This is a genomic window from Streptomyces sp. NBC_00019 (genome assembly GCF_045041015.1).
Classification (GTDB): Bacteria; Actinomycetota; Actinomycetes; order Streptomycetales; family Streptomycetaceae; genus Streptomyces.
This window is the reverse complement of the sequence record NZ_CP108302.1, coordinates 9,905,865-9,921,564: the sequence shown is the minus strand read 5'-3', so window position 1 is coordinate 9,921,564 and position 15,700 is coordinate 9,905,865. Positions and strand designations below refer to the sequence as shown.

Genomic DNA, 15,700 nt, shown 5'->3' with positions numbered 1-15,700 from the left:
GCGCCGACCGCGGTCCATGTGGTCGAGAAAACCAAGGGGGGACAAAACTCTCCCAGTCACAGCCGCTACCCGTGATGCCAGACTTCCCGCATCGACAGCCGTACCAAGGCCTGCGGTCGCCAGGTCCGCGGCGACGACGATCCCCCACTCCTGCCGTGTTGCTCTGCATGGCCGATCCGTCCGTGATGCGAAGGCATGCCTATGTCTCTTGACCTCCCTGAATCCGCTGTTCCTCCCCCCGCCGGATCCGACGAGTCCTCCTCGGCGCCCACTCGGCGCACCTTCATCGCCACCAGTACCGCGGTCGGCGGCGCCGTCGTCGCGGGCGGCGTCATCGCAGGAACCTTCCTCGCCGATCCGGAGGAGGCCAGTGCCGCGGGGGCCTCGCCCTCCAGCCGCGTCTCCCTGACGGTCAACGGCACCCGCCGCACCGTGACGGTCGACAACCGCACCTCGCTGCTGGACCTGTTGCGCGAGCACCTGGAGCTGACCGGTTCCAAGAAGGGCTGTAACGCAGGGGCTTGCGGCGCGTGCACCGTGCTGGTCGACGGTCATCGGGTCAACTCCTGTCTGACGCTGGCCGTGAGGCTGGAGGGCGCCGAGGTCACCACCGTCGAGGGCCTGGCCAAGGGCGACCGACTCCACCCGCTGCAACAGGCGTTCATCGACGAGGACGCCTTCCAGTGCGGCTACTGCACGCCCGGCCAGATCATGTCCGGCGTCGGCTGCATCCAGGAGGGCCACACCGGCTCCGCGGAGGAGATCCGGGAGTGGATGAGCGGCAACATCTGCCGCTGCGGCTGCTACGTCAAGATCGTGCGCGCGGTCGAGCAGACCGCGGACCGGAAGTAAGGGGAACAGCCTGTGCATCCCTTCGCCTACACTCGTGTCTCCGACACCGGGGAAGCTCTCAACGCCGGTCGCGGCGGCGGGCGTTACATCGCCGGCGGCACCACGCTGGTCGACCTGATGCGGGAGACCGTCGAGCACCCCGAGACGCTCGTCGACATCTCCGGCCTGCCGCTGCGTGAAGTCCTCGTCACCAAGCAGGGCGGCCTGCGTATCGGCTCCCTGGTGCGGATGGCCGAGGCCGCCGCTCACCCCGCGGTGCGCGCCGCCTATCCGGTCGTCTCCCAGGCCCTGGAGCTCAGCGCCTCGGCCCAGTTGCGGAACATGGCCACCATCGGCGGCAACATCATGCAGCGCACCCGCTGCACGTACTTCCGTGACGTGAGCGCCGACTGCAACAAGCGCGAGCCCGGCTCCGGTTGTGCGGCGCTGCACGGCATCAACCGCTCCCACGCGATCCTGGGCACCTCCGACGACTGCGTGGCCACCCACCCCTCCGACGTCGCGGTGGCCTTCGCGGCACTGGAGGCGCGCGTGCATCTGCTGGATCCGGACCGACGCGAGCGCAGCGTGCCGTTCGCCGACTTCCTGCTGCGGCCCGGCAGCACCCCCCACCGTGAACAGGCGATCCGGCAAGGTGAGTTGATCACGGCGGTGGAGATTCCCGCCCTTCCGCAGCCGCTGAAGTCGGGCTATCTGAAGGTCCGCGACCGCCAGTCCTACGAGTTCGCGCTCACCTCGGCGGCCGTGGCCCTGCACATCCGCGGAGGAACGATCCGCGAAGCCAAGGTCGCCGCCGGCGGCGTGGGCACCGTCCCCTGGAAGCTGCCCGCTGTCGAGCGGGCCCTCATCGGCCGACGGCCCTCGAACGCCCTGTGGACCGCGGCCGCGGAGAAGGCGGCGGAGGGGGCACGCCCTCTCGTGCACAACCGCTTCAAGGTCGCCCTGCTGAGGCGGACCGTCGAACGCCAGCTGCGCATCGTAGGAGGAACCAAGTGAGCCCCCAGCCACAGGCAGCCGTGGGTGCGCCGCTGTCCCGGGTGGACGGGCGCCTGAAGGTCACGGGTCAGGCGAAGTACGCCGCCGAGTTCGACGCCGAGGGGATGGTGCACGCCGTCATCGTCGACGCGAGCATCGGCCGCGGCCGCATCACCTCCATCGACACCGGTGCCGCCGAAGCCCACCCGGGCGTGCTGCGGGTGATCCATCACGGCAACGCGCCGACACTGCCGTACCGCGACAACTCGGGCGGGTCGAACAACCTGCCCGGCCGCAAGGTGCGGGTGTTCCAGGACGACCGGGTTCTCTTCCACGGCTACCCGGTCGCCGTCGTGGTGGCCACCACCCTGGAGGCCGCGCAGCACGGCGCGAGCCTGGTGAAGGTCGGCTACGACGCCGAGCGGCCCTCGACGGAGCTCGCCGAGGGCGAGCCGGGTGAGCCGGCCGCCTACGCGCGCGGCGACGTGGAAGCCGGGCTGCGGGACGCGGACGTACGGCTGGACCTGACCTACCAGCTGGCGCGCAACCACCACAATCCGATGGAGCCGCACGCCACCGTCGCCCGCTGGGACGGGGGCAGGCTCACCGTGTGGGACAAGACCCAGTGGGTGCCCGGCACACAGCTGGAGCTCGCCACGGTGTTCGATGTGCCGCTGGACAACGTGCGGGTCATCAACCCGTTCGTCGGGGGCGGCTTCGGCAGCGGGCTGCGCTGCTGGCCGCACACCGTGGTCGCCGCGCTGGCCGCACGGGAGACGGGCCGTCCGGTCAAGCTGGTCCTGACCCGCAGGCAGATGTACTTCGGCACCGGCTTCAGGCCCTCCTACGACTACCGGCTGAGCGTCGGCGGCGACCGCAACGGCCGCCTGGTCGCCGCGGACCACCGGATCGACGCGGAGACCTCGTCGTTCGAGACGTTCACCGAGGCCGTCATGTCACCCGGCCAGATGCTCTACAGCACGCCCAGTGTCCGCCAGGCCTATCGGACGGTGCCGCTGGATGTGAACAGCCCGATCTGGATGCGCGGTCCCGGCGCCGCCACGGCCGTCTACGCGGTCGAGTCGGCCATGGACGAACTCGCCCACGAGCTCGGCATCGACCCGATCGAGCTGCGCCGCCGCAACGAGCCCGCCCAGGACCCCTCGAACAACGCGCCGTTCTCCACGCGCCGGCTGCTGGAGTGCTACACCACCGGCGCCCGCGAGTTCGGCTGGAACCGCCGCAATCCGAAGCCCCGCTCGACGCGTGACGGCGACTGGCTGATCGGCATGGGCATGGCCTCGGGCGTCTACCACACCGGCGTCGCCCCGGCCCAGTCCCGCGGTCGCCTGAACGCCGACGGCACGGCCGTGATCGAGTCCGCCACCAGCGACATGGGCCCGGGTACGTACACCGCTCAGACCCAGGTCGCCGCCGACGCGCTGGGACTCGCCGTGCGCGCGGTCGACTACCGGCTCGGCGACTCCCGCTATCCGCAGACCCCGCCGCACGGCGGCTCGATGACCATGGCGAGCGTCGGCTCCGCCACCCTCGACGTCTGCAACCAGCTCCGGCAGCAGGCGATCCGACTCGCCGTCGAGGACGAGAAGTCGCCGCTGCACGGGGTGCCGGCCGACGACATCGTGGTCCGGGGCGGCCGACTGCACGTGCAGGGCAATCCGGCACGCGGCGAGACGTACCAGCGACTGCTGACCCGCAACGACCGCGAGCGGCTCGAAGCGAACACCTCCTTCAACCCGCCGCGGGGCGAACAGTTCTCCATCAGCGCCTACAGCGCCACCTTCACCGAGGTGGCCGTGGACGCGACGCTGGGTCTGGTGCGGGTACGGCGGATGCTCTCCGTGTACGACGCCGGCCGCATCATCAGCCCCAAGCTCGCCGACAGCCAGGCCCTCGGCGGCATGGTGGGCGGCATCGGCGCGGCCCTGCTGGAGCACACGGTCACCGACCACCGTGACGGCCGGATCGTCAACGCCAACCTCGCCGACTACCTGGTCCCGGTCAACGCCGACGTCCCCGACCTCAGGGCGATCTACCTCGACGGCGAGGACATGCACGCCGACGCGCTCGGCGTGAAGGGCCTTGCCGAGCTGGTGATCTGCGGCGTGGCGCCCGCCATCGCCAACGCGGTGTTCAACGCCACCGGCCGCCGGGTGCGCCAACTGCCCATCACGGCAGAGACGTTGCTCTGACGCCCCGCGCTCCGGTCGGCGGGCTCATCGTCGACCGGAGCGCACACCGAGCCGTCCGGCAGCGGGCCCCCGTACCGCTGCCGGACTCCCGCCCCCACACCCTTTGCCCGAAGGACCCGTCCATGCTGAACATCGCGGACACACTGCACCGTTGGTGCCGCGGAGCCCGCCCCTTCGCCCTGGCCACGGTCATCGAAGTCCGCGGCAGCGCACCGCTGCCCATCGGCACGTCGGTCGCGGTTGACGAGGACGGCAACGCGGTCGGCAGCATCTCCGGCGGCTGCGTCGAGGGCGCGGTCTACGAACTGTGCCAACAGGTGCTGAGCGAACGGGGCGCCCCGCAACGTGCATGGTTCGGCTACTCCGACGACGACGCCTTCGCCGTCGGCCTGACCTGCGGCGGCGAACTCGACGTCCTCGTCCAGCGGATCGACCCCGCGGCCCAGCCGTATCTCGCCGCCGCCCTCGCCGACGCGGTGGAGGGCCGACCGGCCGCCGTGGCCCAGGTCATCGAAGGCCCTAAAGAGCTGCTGGGCGGGATGCTGTACGTCGACGCGGCGGGCGCCATACGTCCCGGCACGCTGACCGGAGCGGTGCGACGGGAAGTCGGCGCGCAGGCGTGGGCCCTGCTGCGGGCCGGAAGCACGGCCCGGGCGGAGGTCGGCGGGGATGGCGACACCTGCCCGGAACGACTGTCCGCGCTGGTCCACGTGCACGCGTCCCGTCCCCGCATGCTGATCTTCGGTGCGGTCGACTTCGCCGCCGCGCTCAGTCAGGCCGGCCGCTTCCTGGGCTACCGGGTCACCGTCTGCGACGCCCGACCCGTCTTCGCCACCACGGCACGCTTCCCGCACGCGGACGAGGTCGTGATCGACTGGCCCCACCGCTACCTGGAACACACCGAGGTGGACGCCCGAACGGCCATCTGCGTCCTCACCCACGACGCCAAGTTCGACATCCCCCTCCTGCGCCTGGCCCTGGACCTCCCCGTCGGCTATGTCGGCGCGATGGGATCCCGGCGCACCCACGACGAACGCCTGCGCCTGCTGCGAGAAGCCGGCGTCCGGGACGAACAGCTGGCCCTGCTGCACTCGCCCATCGGGCTCGATCTCGGCGCCCGCACGGCACAGGAAACGGCGGTGTCCATCACCTCGGAGATCATCGCGCACACCCATCACGGCAGCGGACTGCCTCTGTCCGGGCGAACAGGGCCCATTCACCGGGAACCGGTTGTGCAGCTGTCATGAAGGCGGCGTCCGGCGCGCATCGTGGGTTGTCCCGCTCCGACGCGGCCTCTGCTTCTTACGGAGTCATGACGTGCGAGCGCGGCCCGGCTCTCCCGCGCGCCGCCGGACCTAGCGTGGCCGTATGCGTGTACTGGTCACCGGCGGTGCCGGGTTCATCGGGTCCCATGTCGTCGAGGCGCTGGCGGCGCACGGGCACGAGCCGATCGTGTACGACGTCCGGGCGGATCCCGGCGCCGACGTACGCGATCCGGCTGCGGTCGCCCGCGCTCTCGCCGGTGTGGACGCCATCTGCCATCAGGCGGCCATGGTCGGGCTGGGCAACGGGGTCGCCGACGCGGCAGAGTACGTCGCGCACAACGACCTCGGCACCGCGGTGCTGCTCGCCGCCATGGCGGAGGCCGGCATCGGGCGCCTTGTGCTCGCCGGGTCGATGGTGGTCTACGGGGAGGGGCGCTACGAGTGCCCGCGGCACGGTGTCGTACGGCCCGGGCCGCGTGCCGTCGCCGACCTGGACGCCGGGCGGTTCGAGCCGCCGTGTCCGCTCTGCGGGACGGCCCTCTCCCCCGGTCTGGTCGGCGAGGACACCGCGGCCGATCCGCGGAACGTGTACGCGACGACCAAGCTCGCCCAGGAGCACCTGGCCGCCGCCTGGGCCCGCTGCACCGGCGGTTCGGCCGTGTCGCTGCGCTATCACAACGTGTACGGGCCGGGCATGCCCAGGGATACGCCGTACGCCGGGGTGGCCTCGTTCTTCCGGTCCGCGCTCGCCCGCGGTGAGGGACCGCGGGTGTTCGAGGACGGGGCGCAGCGCCGGGACTTCGTGCATGTGCGGGATGTGGCGGCGGCCAACGTGGCGGCGCTGGAGGCGTCGTCGGCCGCGGGGGTGCTGACGGCGTACAACACGGGCAGCGGTGAGCCGCACACGGTGGGCGAGATGGCGCGGGCCCTGGCCGCCGCGTACGGCGGGCCCGAGCCGGTCGTCACGGGCGAGTACCGGCTCGGGGACGTACGGCACATCACCGCCGACTCCGCGCGGCTTCGTGCCGATCTGGGGTGGAAGCCGGAGGTCGGGTTCGCGGACGGTATGGCGGAGTTCGCGCGGGCCGGGATGCGCACGGTGTAGAACTGCGGTGCCACAGACCGGTGGTGCTGCCCGCATCAGGAAGCGGCGGCGGGCAGCACCACCTCGAAGCGGCAGCCGCCGGGGATGTTGCGTACGGTGGCCCGCCCCTGGTGGGCCTCGACGATCCCCCGGACGATGGCGAGCCCGAGGCCCGCTCCGGCCGGCGGTGTGCGGGCGTGTGTGCCACGCCAGCCGGTGTCGAAGACGCGGGAGAGGTCCTCGTCGGGGATGCCGCCGCAGCCGTCCGTCACCGACACCACCACCCCCTCGGGCGAGCTCTCGGCGGCGACGGCGACCGTGCCGTCGGCCGGGGTCCGGCGGATGGCGTTGACCAGCAGGTTGCCCAGGACCCGGCTCATCTCCTTGGCGTCCACCTCGACCGGCAGCATCTCGACATGGCCGCCCACCAGCCGCACTCCGTGTTCCCGGGCGAGCGGGTCGGCTCCCGCGAGCGCGTCGCCGATCAGGTCGTAGAGCGAGATCCGGGCGTACGACAGCGGCAGTGTGCCGGCGTGGATGCGGGAGAGTTCGAAGAGGTCGCCGACCATGTCGTTGAGGCGTTCCACCTCGGTGCGCATCTGCTGGAGGTAGCGAGTGGGGTCGGCGGCGACGCCGTCCTCCAGCGCCTCCGACATGGCGCGCAGACCGGCCAGCGGGGTGCGCAGATCGTGCGAGATCCAGGCGACGAGTTCGCGCCGGGACGCCTCCAACGCCCTTTCCCGTTCCCGGGATTGGGCGAGTCTGGCGCTGGTGGCCGCCAACTCACGGCTCAGGTGTTCCAGTTCGGCGGTCGCGGGGATGTCGGGTGCGGCGAAGTCCCCGCCGTCGCCGAAGGAGCGTGCCGCCACGGCGAGTTCACGGCTGCGCGCGACCACCCAGCGGCCCAGGAGGAGCGCGGTGGCCAGCGAGACGACGGCCGCCATCGCCACGACCGTCGTGACGACGGTCAGGTCGTGCGGGGACAGGAACATCGCCCAGGCCACGGCCAGCGTGCCCGCCAGCATGGCGACGACCCCGACGGCCGCCACCACGGCCAGGGACGCGGTCAGTGAGCGGCGCCGGACCACGCGCAGTACGGCCGCTCCGGCCAGCCCGGTGGCGGCGGCGCCGGCGAAGGCGTACAGGGCTATCAGCAGTGTGTCGTTCACGATCCGGTCTCCTCCCCCGTGGATCCCGTGGGATCGAAGCGGTAGCCCACGCCCCACACCGTCTGGATCAGGCGGGGGCGGGCCGGGTCGTCCTCGACCTTGCCGCGCAGGCGGCGGACGTGGACGGTGACGGTCGACAGGTCGCCGAAGTCCCAGCCCCACACCTCGCGCATCAGGTCCTCGCGGCTGAACGCCCGCCCCGGATGCCGCAGGAAGTAGGAGAGCAGGTCGAACTCGCGCAGGGTGAGGGCGAGTTCGGTGTCGTTCTTGGCGGCCCGGCGGGCCGCGGGGTCGACGGTCAGGCCGGCCGCGCCCAGCCGTGCGCCGGTGGTGGCGGGTCTGCTGCGGCGCAGTACCGACTCCACGCGCAGCACCAGTTCGCGGGGGCTGAACGGCTTGGTGACGTAGTCGTCGGCGCCCACTTCCAGGCCGAGGATGCGGTCGTCCTCGTCGCCTCGGGCGGTGAGCATGATGACCGGGACCGGCCCGTGTCCGCGCATCCGGCGGCAGACCTCCAGGCCGTCCATGCCGGGCAGCATGAGGTCGAGCACGACCAGGTCGGGCCAGTGCGCGGCGGCACGGTCGAGGGCCGTCGGGCCGTCGTCGGCGCGGTCGACGACGTACCCGGCGCGGTCCAGGTACCCGGCGACGACCTCGGCGACGGTGGGGTCGTCGTCGACCACGAGGATCCGGGTGGAACCGCTCGCGCTCTCTTCGTGCTGGTAGGGCTGCTGCATGCCTACAGCCTGGCACCACGGCGCCGCCGTCGGCGTGCCCGGACGGTCCCCGAGCTTCGATGTCCGCGTTTCGTAAGGAGCGGGTGTCCGCTATGCCCGATTCCCGTTCGTAGGGTGAAACGGTGACAACGACACCTTCTGACGTCGACGTGGTGCTGCCCTGTCTGAACGAGGCCAAGGCCCTGCCCTGGGTGCTCGAACGGATCCCGCCGGGCTGGCGCGCCCTCGTCGTCGACAACGGTTCCACCGACGGATCCGCCCACATCGCCGACGCGCTCGGCGCGACCGTCGTGCACGAGCCGCGCCGGGGCTTCGGCGCCGCCTGCCACGCCGGGCTGCTCGCCGCCAGCGCCGACGTGGTGTGCTTCTGCGACTGCGACGCCTCCCTGGACCCCTCGCTCCTCGTGCCCTTCGTCGGCGAGATCCTCAGCGGCGAGGCCGACCTGGTCCTCGGCCGGCGCCGTCCGCAGGGCCGGGGCGCGTGGCCCACGCACGCCCGCGCCGGCAACCTCGCGCTCGCCCGCATGATGCGCCGCCGCACCGGGCTGCGCCTGCACGACCTCGGCCCGCTGCGCGCCGCCCGCCGGGAGCCGCTGCTCGCCCTCGATCTCACCGACCGGCGCAGCGGCTACCCCCTCCAGATGGTCGTCCGCGCCGCCGACGCCGGCTGGCGGATCACCGAACACGACGTGCCCTACCTGCCGCGCACCGGAGCCTCGAAGGTAACCGGCACCTGGCGCGGCACCTGGCAGGCCGTACGGGACATGAGCCGTGTGCTGGCCGACGGGAGGGCCGCACGGTGACCACACTCCTCGTCATCGCCAAGGAACCCCTGCCGGGGCGGGTGAAGACCCGGCTGACCCCGCCGTTCACGCCGCACCAGGCGGCGGCACTGGCCGAGGCGTCTCTCACGGACACCCTGCACGCCGTGGCGGCCACACCCGCTTCCCGTCGCCTTCTCGTCCTCGACGGAAGGCCCGGCCCCTGGCTGCCGCCCGGCTTCGATGTCGTACGGCAGTGCGCGGGCACTCTGGACGAGCGGCTGGCGGACGCCTTCGCGCACTGTGCGGGTCCGGCCCTGCTCATTGGCATGGACACGCCTCAGGTGGCACCCGCGCTGCTCGCCGAGGACTTCGCCGGCTGCGACGCCGTTTTCGGTCCGGCCGAGGACGGCGGCTTCTGGGCGCTGGGACTGGCCGAGCCCGACCCCGACCTGCTGCGGGGCGTGCCCATGTCGACCCCGGTGACCGGGGCGGTGCAGCTCGAGCGGCTCATCGCGGCCGGACTGCGCGTACGGGACCTGCCCCGGCTGCGGGACGTGGACACCGCATCCGACGCCGAGGCGGTCGCCGCCCTCGCCCCGCACGGACGGTTCGCGGCACGGCTGGCCCGGTGCGCGCTGGCCGAAGCGGGGCCCTGGTCACCGTCGGGGACCGGACCCGCTGCGCGTTCAGGCACCCGCCGATGAGCAGCCCGCCCGTCACGGCTCGCGCCTGGGCGACCGCCGATCCCTACGCCGCGGCCCTGCGCACCGGGCGCGGCCCGCTGTTCCTGCGCCGCGACGACGGCTGGCTGCTGCCGCTGGAGGTGGAACGCTGGTGCGCACGCGCCGATGAGGTGGACCGGGACGTGCTCGACCGGTGCGAGGGCAACGTGCTGGACGTGGGCTGCGGCCCCGGACGGCTGGTGGCGGAACTCGCCGTCCGGGGCCGGGCCGTCCTCGGCATCGACGTCAGCCAGGCCGCCGTCGAGCACACGGTGCGCCTGGGCGGTCAGGCACTGCGGCGCTCGGTCTTCGAGCCGCTGCCCGGCGAGGGCCGTTGGGACACCGTCCTGCTCATGGACGGCAACGTCGGTATCGGCGGTGACCCGCGCGCCCTGCTGGACCGGGTGGCCGCCCTCCTCAGGCCCGGTGGCCTGCTGATCGCCGAGACCGCACCGGTGGAGGTCGACGAGCGCGTGCAGGTGGCGGTCGTCGGCCTCATCGACAGCGGTGAGGCCGACCTCCCCTTCCCCTGGGCCCGGCTCGGCACGCGGGCCCTGCTCGCGCACGCACAAGGCTGGCGGCGTGCCGGTCAGTGGACCGCGGGCGGACGGTGCTTCGCCGCGCTGCGCAGCCGTAGCGCCAGCAACAGCGCCGACCCCGCGAACAGCACGGCGGTGATCAGCAGCCAACGCGCCGTGAAGCCGTCCGGCGACAGACCGGTGGCGGATCGGTAGCGCCGGTCCACCATCCCGCTGATCAGCGGGAACCACACCAGCAGAAGCAGCCCGGACAGCGCGGCCGGCACCCGCACGTACATCACCCACTCGCGGCGGCCGGCCGCGCCGAGCCCGCGGACCACGGCCCGGTCGAGCACCGCGTAGACCGGAAGCAGCACCAGGTCGTGCAGCAGGGCCGCCCCCACCAACCACAGCGCCACACCGAACCAGTCGCCGTCGAGCAGCCGCACACCCGCGTAACCGGCGAGTGCGAACGAGCTGGCGAGCAGCAGGAGTTGAAAGGGACTTCCGACAGGAATCCGCGGTCGGCGCATCACAGGTCTCCGAACGTCAGCCGGGCCACCCACTTGGTGTTCAGGACACCGGGCGCGGCGGGCACGATGATCCGGGCCGGGTGGCCGTGGTCGGGGGACAGCTCCTCGCCGTTGACGTACAGGGCGAGCAGGGAGCGCGGATCGGCCACCTGGTTGGCGCGCAGGGCCGCCTTGCGGAACGATCCGCGCTGCTGGAGGGATTCGACGAAGACGTCCGGCGGGTCGTCCTCGTATCCGACGAGCGCTGCCAGGTCGCGCAGCCGCACCCCGCGCCACCACTGGTCCGAGGTCGACCAGCCCTCCACGCAGGCGATGGGCAACGCGGCGCTGTGCAGGGGCAGTTCGGCGAGCTGGGCCCGGCTGAGGCGGACGGTGCCCGTGCGCCCCATGACGACGAGCCGCCACGCGTCCTCGCCCGTCTGCGCCGGGCTGATCCCGGCGTACGCGGCGGTCTTGTTGATCTGGAAGCCGTTCGGGCCGCTGCCGGGCTCGTCGGCGCCGTGCGGTGCGAGCAGGGCGGTGCGCCGCAGCGGTCCGTCGAAGTTCTGCCCCACCGTCGTGGCGAACAGCAGCAGCGAGCCGCCCCCGACGAACCACAGGGCACCCCGCCGGGAGACGGTCGGCTCGGTGGGGCGCGGGGAGACCAGGTCGTCGCGCTCCTCCCGCAGCTGCCGCAGATTTCGCAGCGCCATCGGCAGCTTCAGCACCGCGTGTGCCGCGAACGCGGCGAAGAACACCCAGGCGCCGTAGAAGTGCAGTCGATAGAAGGAGCCCGGGAAGATGTAGTCGAGCTGGACGTTGAGCACGCCCGTCACGAACTCGAACAGCCCTCCCCCGACCAGGAGCAGCAGCGAGATCCGTTCCAGGGCGTGCGTGAGGGAGCGGGCCGGCGGCAGGGTGAACAGCCTGGGCACCACCGACCACAGCTTGGCCAGCAGTACCGGGATCAGGGTGACGCCGAGGGTGACATGGACGCCCTGGTTGAGCCGGTACAGCCAGTGCGGGTCGGTCGGCCAGGAGAAGAGGTAGAAGCCGAGGACCCCCTTGTCCGGGGTCTTGTCGTTCACCGGCGACAGGTCCGGGTTGTAGGCGGCGTAGGAGACCAGTCCCGTCACGAACAGCACCGTGATGCCGACGAGCAGGACCAGACCAAGCACCGAGGTGAACCAGGGGCCGCGCAGCGAACTGCGCCAGAAACCGGGCGAGGACGGCAGCCGTGGGTCCGCTCGCAGGGAAAGGCGTGGGATGTCGGGGTCGCGCATGGCCCGACCGTAGGCCCGGACCACCCCATGAAGGGGTGCGCAACCCATGACGAAACGCTGACGTCCGGCCCGGGAGACGGCAAACGGCCGACCGGCCCGCCTAGCGTTCTCCGCGTGACCCGCTCCCTTCGCCGTGACCTGTACACCGCCGGGGCCGCCGGCGTGCTGGTGACCGCCGCCGTGCTCATCGGCCGGCACATCCAGCACACGCACCACACCCTGTTCGTCGACTGGCCCCCGCTCCTGGCGTTCTGGGACCCCCATCTGGGTCCCGGCACCCCGGCCGCCGTGCTCGTGGCGACCGCCACGGTGGTGTACGGCCCCGCCCTCGCCACCCGTCTCCCCTGGCGTGCCCTGCTCACGCTGGCCTGGGCCACGGCCATGGCATGGATCTGGTCCCTCGCCCTGATCGACGGCTGGCACCGGGGCATCGCGCGCAGGCTCACCACCCGCTACGAGTACCTCCAGGTCATCGACCGCTTCCACGACATCCCCGCCGCCCTGCGGGACTTCACCCACCACATCCTGCTCGGCTCCCCCGACCACTGGCCCGCCCACGTCGCCGGTCATCCGCCCGGCGCGACGCTCACCTTCGTCCTGCTGGACCGGATCGGGCTGCGGGGCGGGGGCTGGGCCGGGGCGTGGTGCATCACGGTCGGGGCGGCCGCCTGCGTGGCCGTACTGATCACGATCCGTGCACTGGCCGACGAACAGCGGGCACGGCACGCCGCACCCTTCCTGGTCCTGGCGCCGGCCGCCGTGTGGATGGGCACCTCGGCCGACGCGTACTTCGCGGCAGTGGCAGCCTGGGCGGTGGCTCTGCTGGCCCTGGCGATCACCCGGGGGTCCCTGTGGTGGGCGGGAGGTTCGGGGCTGCTGTTCGGCCTGACCTGCTATCTGTCCTACGGCCTGACGCTCGTCGCGCTGATCGGGGCCGCGGTTCTGGTGCTCGGCAGGCGGGAACTCCGCGAGCGCCCGGCACTGTTGGTGCCGCTGCTCGCCGGAGCGGCCGTGGTGCCGGCGGCGTTCACGCTCGCCGGGTTCGACTGGTGGGAGGCGTACCACCTGCTGGTCACGCGCTACTACCAGGGCGCGGGCGGCATCCGCCCCTACGGCTACTGGGTGTGGGCCAACCTGGCGTGCGCGGTGCTGATCACCGGCCTGGCGACGGCGGCGGGGCTACGGCGGACGGGCGCGCTCCTGCTGCGGCATCGCACCGCCAGCCGTGCCGACGTCCGCCTCGGGGCTCTCGTGGCCGCCGCCCTTGTCGCCCTGCTGATCGCCGACCTGTCCGGCATGAGCAAGGCGGAGACGGAACGCATCTGGCTGCCCTTCGCGCTGTGGCTGTACCCGGCGTGCGCGTTCCTCCCCCGGCCCCGTGCCTGGCTCGCGGCCCAGGCGCTGCTCGCCCTGCTCATCAACCATCTGCTGCGCACCGGGTGGTGACCACCACCCAGGACGCGGAGCTCCCGCCAAGGCGCCCGGAGGTGGCACCGGACGTTGTCAGTGCCGGATGACACCATCCGAACATGAGTGGTGAGGCTTTCAACTGGCACGATTTCCTGGGGCGTTGGCAGGAGGAGTGGGTTTCGCGCGACGAAGTGGACGAGGAAGAGGACGGGGAAGAGGACGAGGACGGCGGGCAGACCGCGAGCCCGGGCCGAGCCGGGGCGGACGAGGCGGTGATCGCCGCGGCCGAGGAGCGGCTGGGGCGGCGCCTGCCGGCCTCGTACCGGGAGTTCCTGGCCGTGAGCGACGGGTGGCACGTGGACCAGACGGCCGGGGTCTATCAGCTCGGCGGCGCCGCGGACATCGACTGGTTCCGCGACCCGTACGACATGACCCCGCTGTACGAGGAGAACCTGGGCGACAACCCACGCGAGGAGGACGTCCTGCTGGCCGGGATGTGGCAGCGGGCGCTCCGGCTGGAGACGGACTCCGACATGTCGTACGCGCTGCTCGATCCGGGCGACACCGACCAGGACGGCGAGTGGGCGCTCTACGTCTACAAGGGCTGGGGCGGTGAACTGCCGGACCGTTACCCCTCGTTCCGCGCCTACATGGAGGCCATGTACCGCGGCTTCCACTCCGACCGGGCGCACAGATCCGACTTCGTGAACGCGACCACGCGCGCTCAGGACGCCCACGTGAAAGACGCCTATCTGCTGGCCCTGCAGGGACGGTACGAGGTGGCACTGTCCCTGCTCGATGAGGCGCGGTCCTTCGGACGGCCACGCAGCGCTGTCCTGCTGAACCAGCTCCGGCACCTGCTGACTCCGCGCAGCCCCCGGGATTACGGCCACCTGCTCGACGACCCGCGCTACCTGGCCGAGATCCTGCCCGTGGAGGCCATGACGCCGGCACGCGGCGAATGGCGGCTGGGCGGGGACGACCACTGGCTCGGGATGATGGCCGCGCGCGGGGCAGACCGGCAGACCGCCGCGACCGTACTGGGCGCGCTGCGGGACGGCACCCATCACTACGCGCCTCCCGGTCCATGGGGGCGGGCCGTCGCCGAGGCCCGGGAGTCGGCGCGCTGGGGGGCGACCGACGCCGCGTGGCAGATTCTGCGGGACGCGCTTCCCCGGTGGGAGACGCCCGGGCCCTCCCTGCTCGCCCCGATCGGCCTGCTCGCCGATCCGGTCCTGGGTCCGCTGGTCACACCGGAGCGTGGGCGGGAAATCCTCGCGACACCGCGGGCAGGGCAGACGGGCCCCGTTCCGGAGCCGGTGCCCGATCTCGACCCGCCGGGCCTCGCATGGCTGGCGGAGCCCGCGGCGAACCGGCAGTCGCATGACGGATACCGCTGTGTCTGGGTCGAGGGGATCGACCCCGCCGGCCTGCCCGCCCTGATCGGCGAGGAAGGCGCCGAACTGAGCGGGCCCACGGATCCGCGCAGGGCGTCCTGGCAGGCACCCAAGCCCCATGAGCGGGAAGGCGTGGAACTCTGGGAGGACCGGCCCGTGGCCGCCGTCGGCCGCACCGCCGAAGCATGGGCCTTCGCCTTCGACGGCCACTCCCACCACCATCTGAACAAGCTGTTCCAGTCCCCCGCTCGGACTGCCTCCTCGGCCGGCCGCGCGGTGGTGGTGTGGCGCGACCCGAGGCGCTCGTCCCCGGGTGAGCGCTCAGCCGCGTTTCATCTGTCGGTGGCCGAACAGGGCGAGGAGCTCTACGCGTTCACCGTGCGGGGCACGGAAATCGAGTGCTCCGGCGCGATACCCGACGCGCTGGATCCCGCACGGCTGTTCCGCCCGGACGACACCGAGCTGGACTGCGAACTGCGTGCGCTGGAAGCCCTGCGCACCGAACTCGGGCTCTCACTCCCCCGATTCGCACTGACCCAAGGCAGTCTTCACACCTTCACCACCCGCTCCTGGACCCGGGCGCCACGCGAGGGCGAGGGATTCGCGTACGTCAGGATCGGACGGCTCGGGCACTGACCGCGGGCGGACGCAAGTCGCGCGGGCCGCTTCCGCCAGGGCCGTTCGGCCCCGCTTCCCGCCCGCACGGCCCCTAGGACCTTCGGCGGGCCCGGAAGATCATGCCGGTGATGACGTGGGCCGGCCACCGCACGCCCCTGCGGGGGTCGCCCACGTCAGCACA

Annotated in this window: 13 protein-coding genes; 10 read left to right on the top strand and 3 right to left on the bottom strand. The window is 72.3% G+C overall.

Annotated elements, in window-relative coordinates; genetic code table 11:
- Positions 1-201 precede the first annotated feature (201 nt).
- The 5 genes from OHU89_RS45965 to OHU89_RS45945 all read left to right on the top strand — a co-directional run bounded on the left by OHU89_RS45965 (position 202) and on the right by OHU89_RS45945 (position 6,410).
- On the top strand, positions 202-852 hold the full coding sequence (locus tag OHU89_RS45965) for a (2Fe-2S)-binding protein (protein WP_405651922.1): 651 nt from the start codon (positions 202-204) through the stop codon (positions 850-852).
- Positions 853-864: 12 nt separating this feature from the next.
- Positions 865-1,848, top strand: a complete 984-nt coding sequence (locus OHU89_RS45960) for an FAD binding domain-containing protein (protein ID WP_405651920.1) — start codon at positions 865-867, stop codon at positions 1,846-1,848.
- Complete coding sequence (locus OHU89_RS45955) at positions 1,845-4,040, top strand: xanthine dehydrogenase family protein molybdopterin-binding subunit (protein ID WP_405651918.1); 2,196 nt, start codon at positions 1,845-1,847, stop codon at positions 4,038-4,040. Before OHU89_RS45960 ends, OHU89_RS45955 begins: the two co-directional genes overlap by 4 nt.
- A 122-nt stretch (positions 4,041-4,162) precedes the next feature.
- Positions 4,163-5,287: an XdhC family protein gene (locus tag OHU89_RS45950; protein WP_405651916.1), complete on the top strand. Its 1,125-nt coding sequence runs from the start codon at positions 4,163-4,165 to the stop codon at positions 5,285-5,287.
- Between the two features lie 121 nt (positions 5,288-5,408).
- Positions 5,409-6,410, top strand: coding sequence for an NAD-dependent epimerase/dehydratase family protein (locus OHU89_RS45945; protein WP_405651914.1), 1,002 nt, complete (start codon positions 5,409-5,411; stop codon positions 6,408-6,410).
- Positions 6,411-6,445: 35 nt separating this feature from the next.
- On the opposite strand, the gene OHU89_RS45940 is transcribed toward OHU89_RS45945, so the two are convergent.
- Together OHU89_RS45940 and OHU89_RS45935 are read right to left on the bottom strand one after the other, a co-directional pair.
- Positions 6,446-7,558, bottom strand: coding sequence for a sensor histidine kinase (locus tag OHU89_RS45940; RefSeq protein ID WP_405651912.1), 1,113 nt, complete (start codon positions 7,556-7,558; stop codon positions 6,446-6,448).
- On the bottom strand, positions 7,555-8,295 hold the full coding sequence (locus OHU89_RS45935) for a response regulator transcription factor (RefSeq protein WP_405651910.1): 741 nt from the start codon (positions 8,293-8,295) through the stop codon (positions 7,555-7,557). The genes OHU89_RS45940 and OHU89_RS45935 overlap by 4 nt, the downstream gene beginning before the upstream one ends.
- Positions 8,296-8,417: 122 nt before the next feature.
- Here OHU89_RS45935 and OHU89_RS45930 point away from each other — a divergent pair, with 122 nt between their 5' ends.
- Genes OHU89_RS45930 through OHU89_RS45920 form a run of 3 tightly spaced genes read left to right on the top strand, consistent with a single transcriptional unit; the run spans position 8,418 to position 10,515 of the window.
- Positions 8,418-9,098, top strand: a complete 681-nt coding sequence (locus OHU89_RS45930) for a glycosyltransferase family 2 protein (protein WP_405651908.1) — start codon at positions 8,418-8,420, stop codon at positions 9,096-9,098.
- The gene (locus OHU89_RS45925; protein WP_405651906.1) at positions 9,095-9,763 is read left to right on the top strand and encodes a DUF2064 domain-containing protein; all 669 of its coding nucleotides are present in this window, start codon (positions 9,095-9,097) and stop codon (positions 9,761-9,763) included. Before OHU89_RS45930 ends, OHU89_RS45925 begins: the two co-directional genes overlap by 4 nt.
- Positions 9,760-10,515 (top strand): class I SAM-dependent methyltransferase, encoded by a 756-nt coding sequence (locus OHU89_RS45920; RefSeq protein ID WP_405651904.1) that lies wholly within the window; start codon positions 9,760-9,762, stop codon positions 10,513-10,515. Before OHU89_RS45925 ends, OHU89_RS45920 begins: the two co-directional genes overlap by 4 nt.
- A gap of 316 nt (positions 10,516-10,831) precedes the next feature.
- Here OHU89_RS45920 and OHU89_RS45915 read toward each other — a convergent pair whose 3' ends face one another.
- The gene (locus OHU89_RS45915) at positions 10,832-12,094 is read right to left on the bottom strand and encodes a molybdopterin-dependent oxidoreductase (protein ID WP_405651901.1); all 1,263 of its coding nucleotides are present in this window, start codon (positions 12,092-12,094) and stop codon (positions 10,832-10,834) included.
- Positions 12,095-12,121: 27 nt separating this feature from the next.
- Here OHU89_RS45915 and OHU89_RS45910 point away from each other — a divergent pair, with 27 nt between their 5' ends.
- Both OHU89_RS45910 and OHU89_RS45905 read left to right on the top strand, forming a co-directional pair.
- Positions 12,122-13,540 (top strand): hypothetical protein, encoded by a 1,419-nt coding sequence (locus OHU89_RS45910; protein ID WP_405651899.1) that lies wholly within the window; start codon positions 12,122-12,124, stop codon positions 13,538-13,540.
- 83 nt (positions 13,541-13,623) lie between these two features.
- On the top strand, positions 13,624-15,537 hold the full coding sequence (locus OHU89_RS45905) for an SMI1/KNR4 family protein (RefSeq protein ID WP_405651897.1): 1,914 nt from the start codon (positions 13,624-13,626) through the stop codon (positions 15,535-15,537).
- The last annotated feature ends 163 nt before the right edge of the window (positions 15,538-15,700 follow it).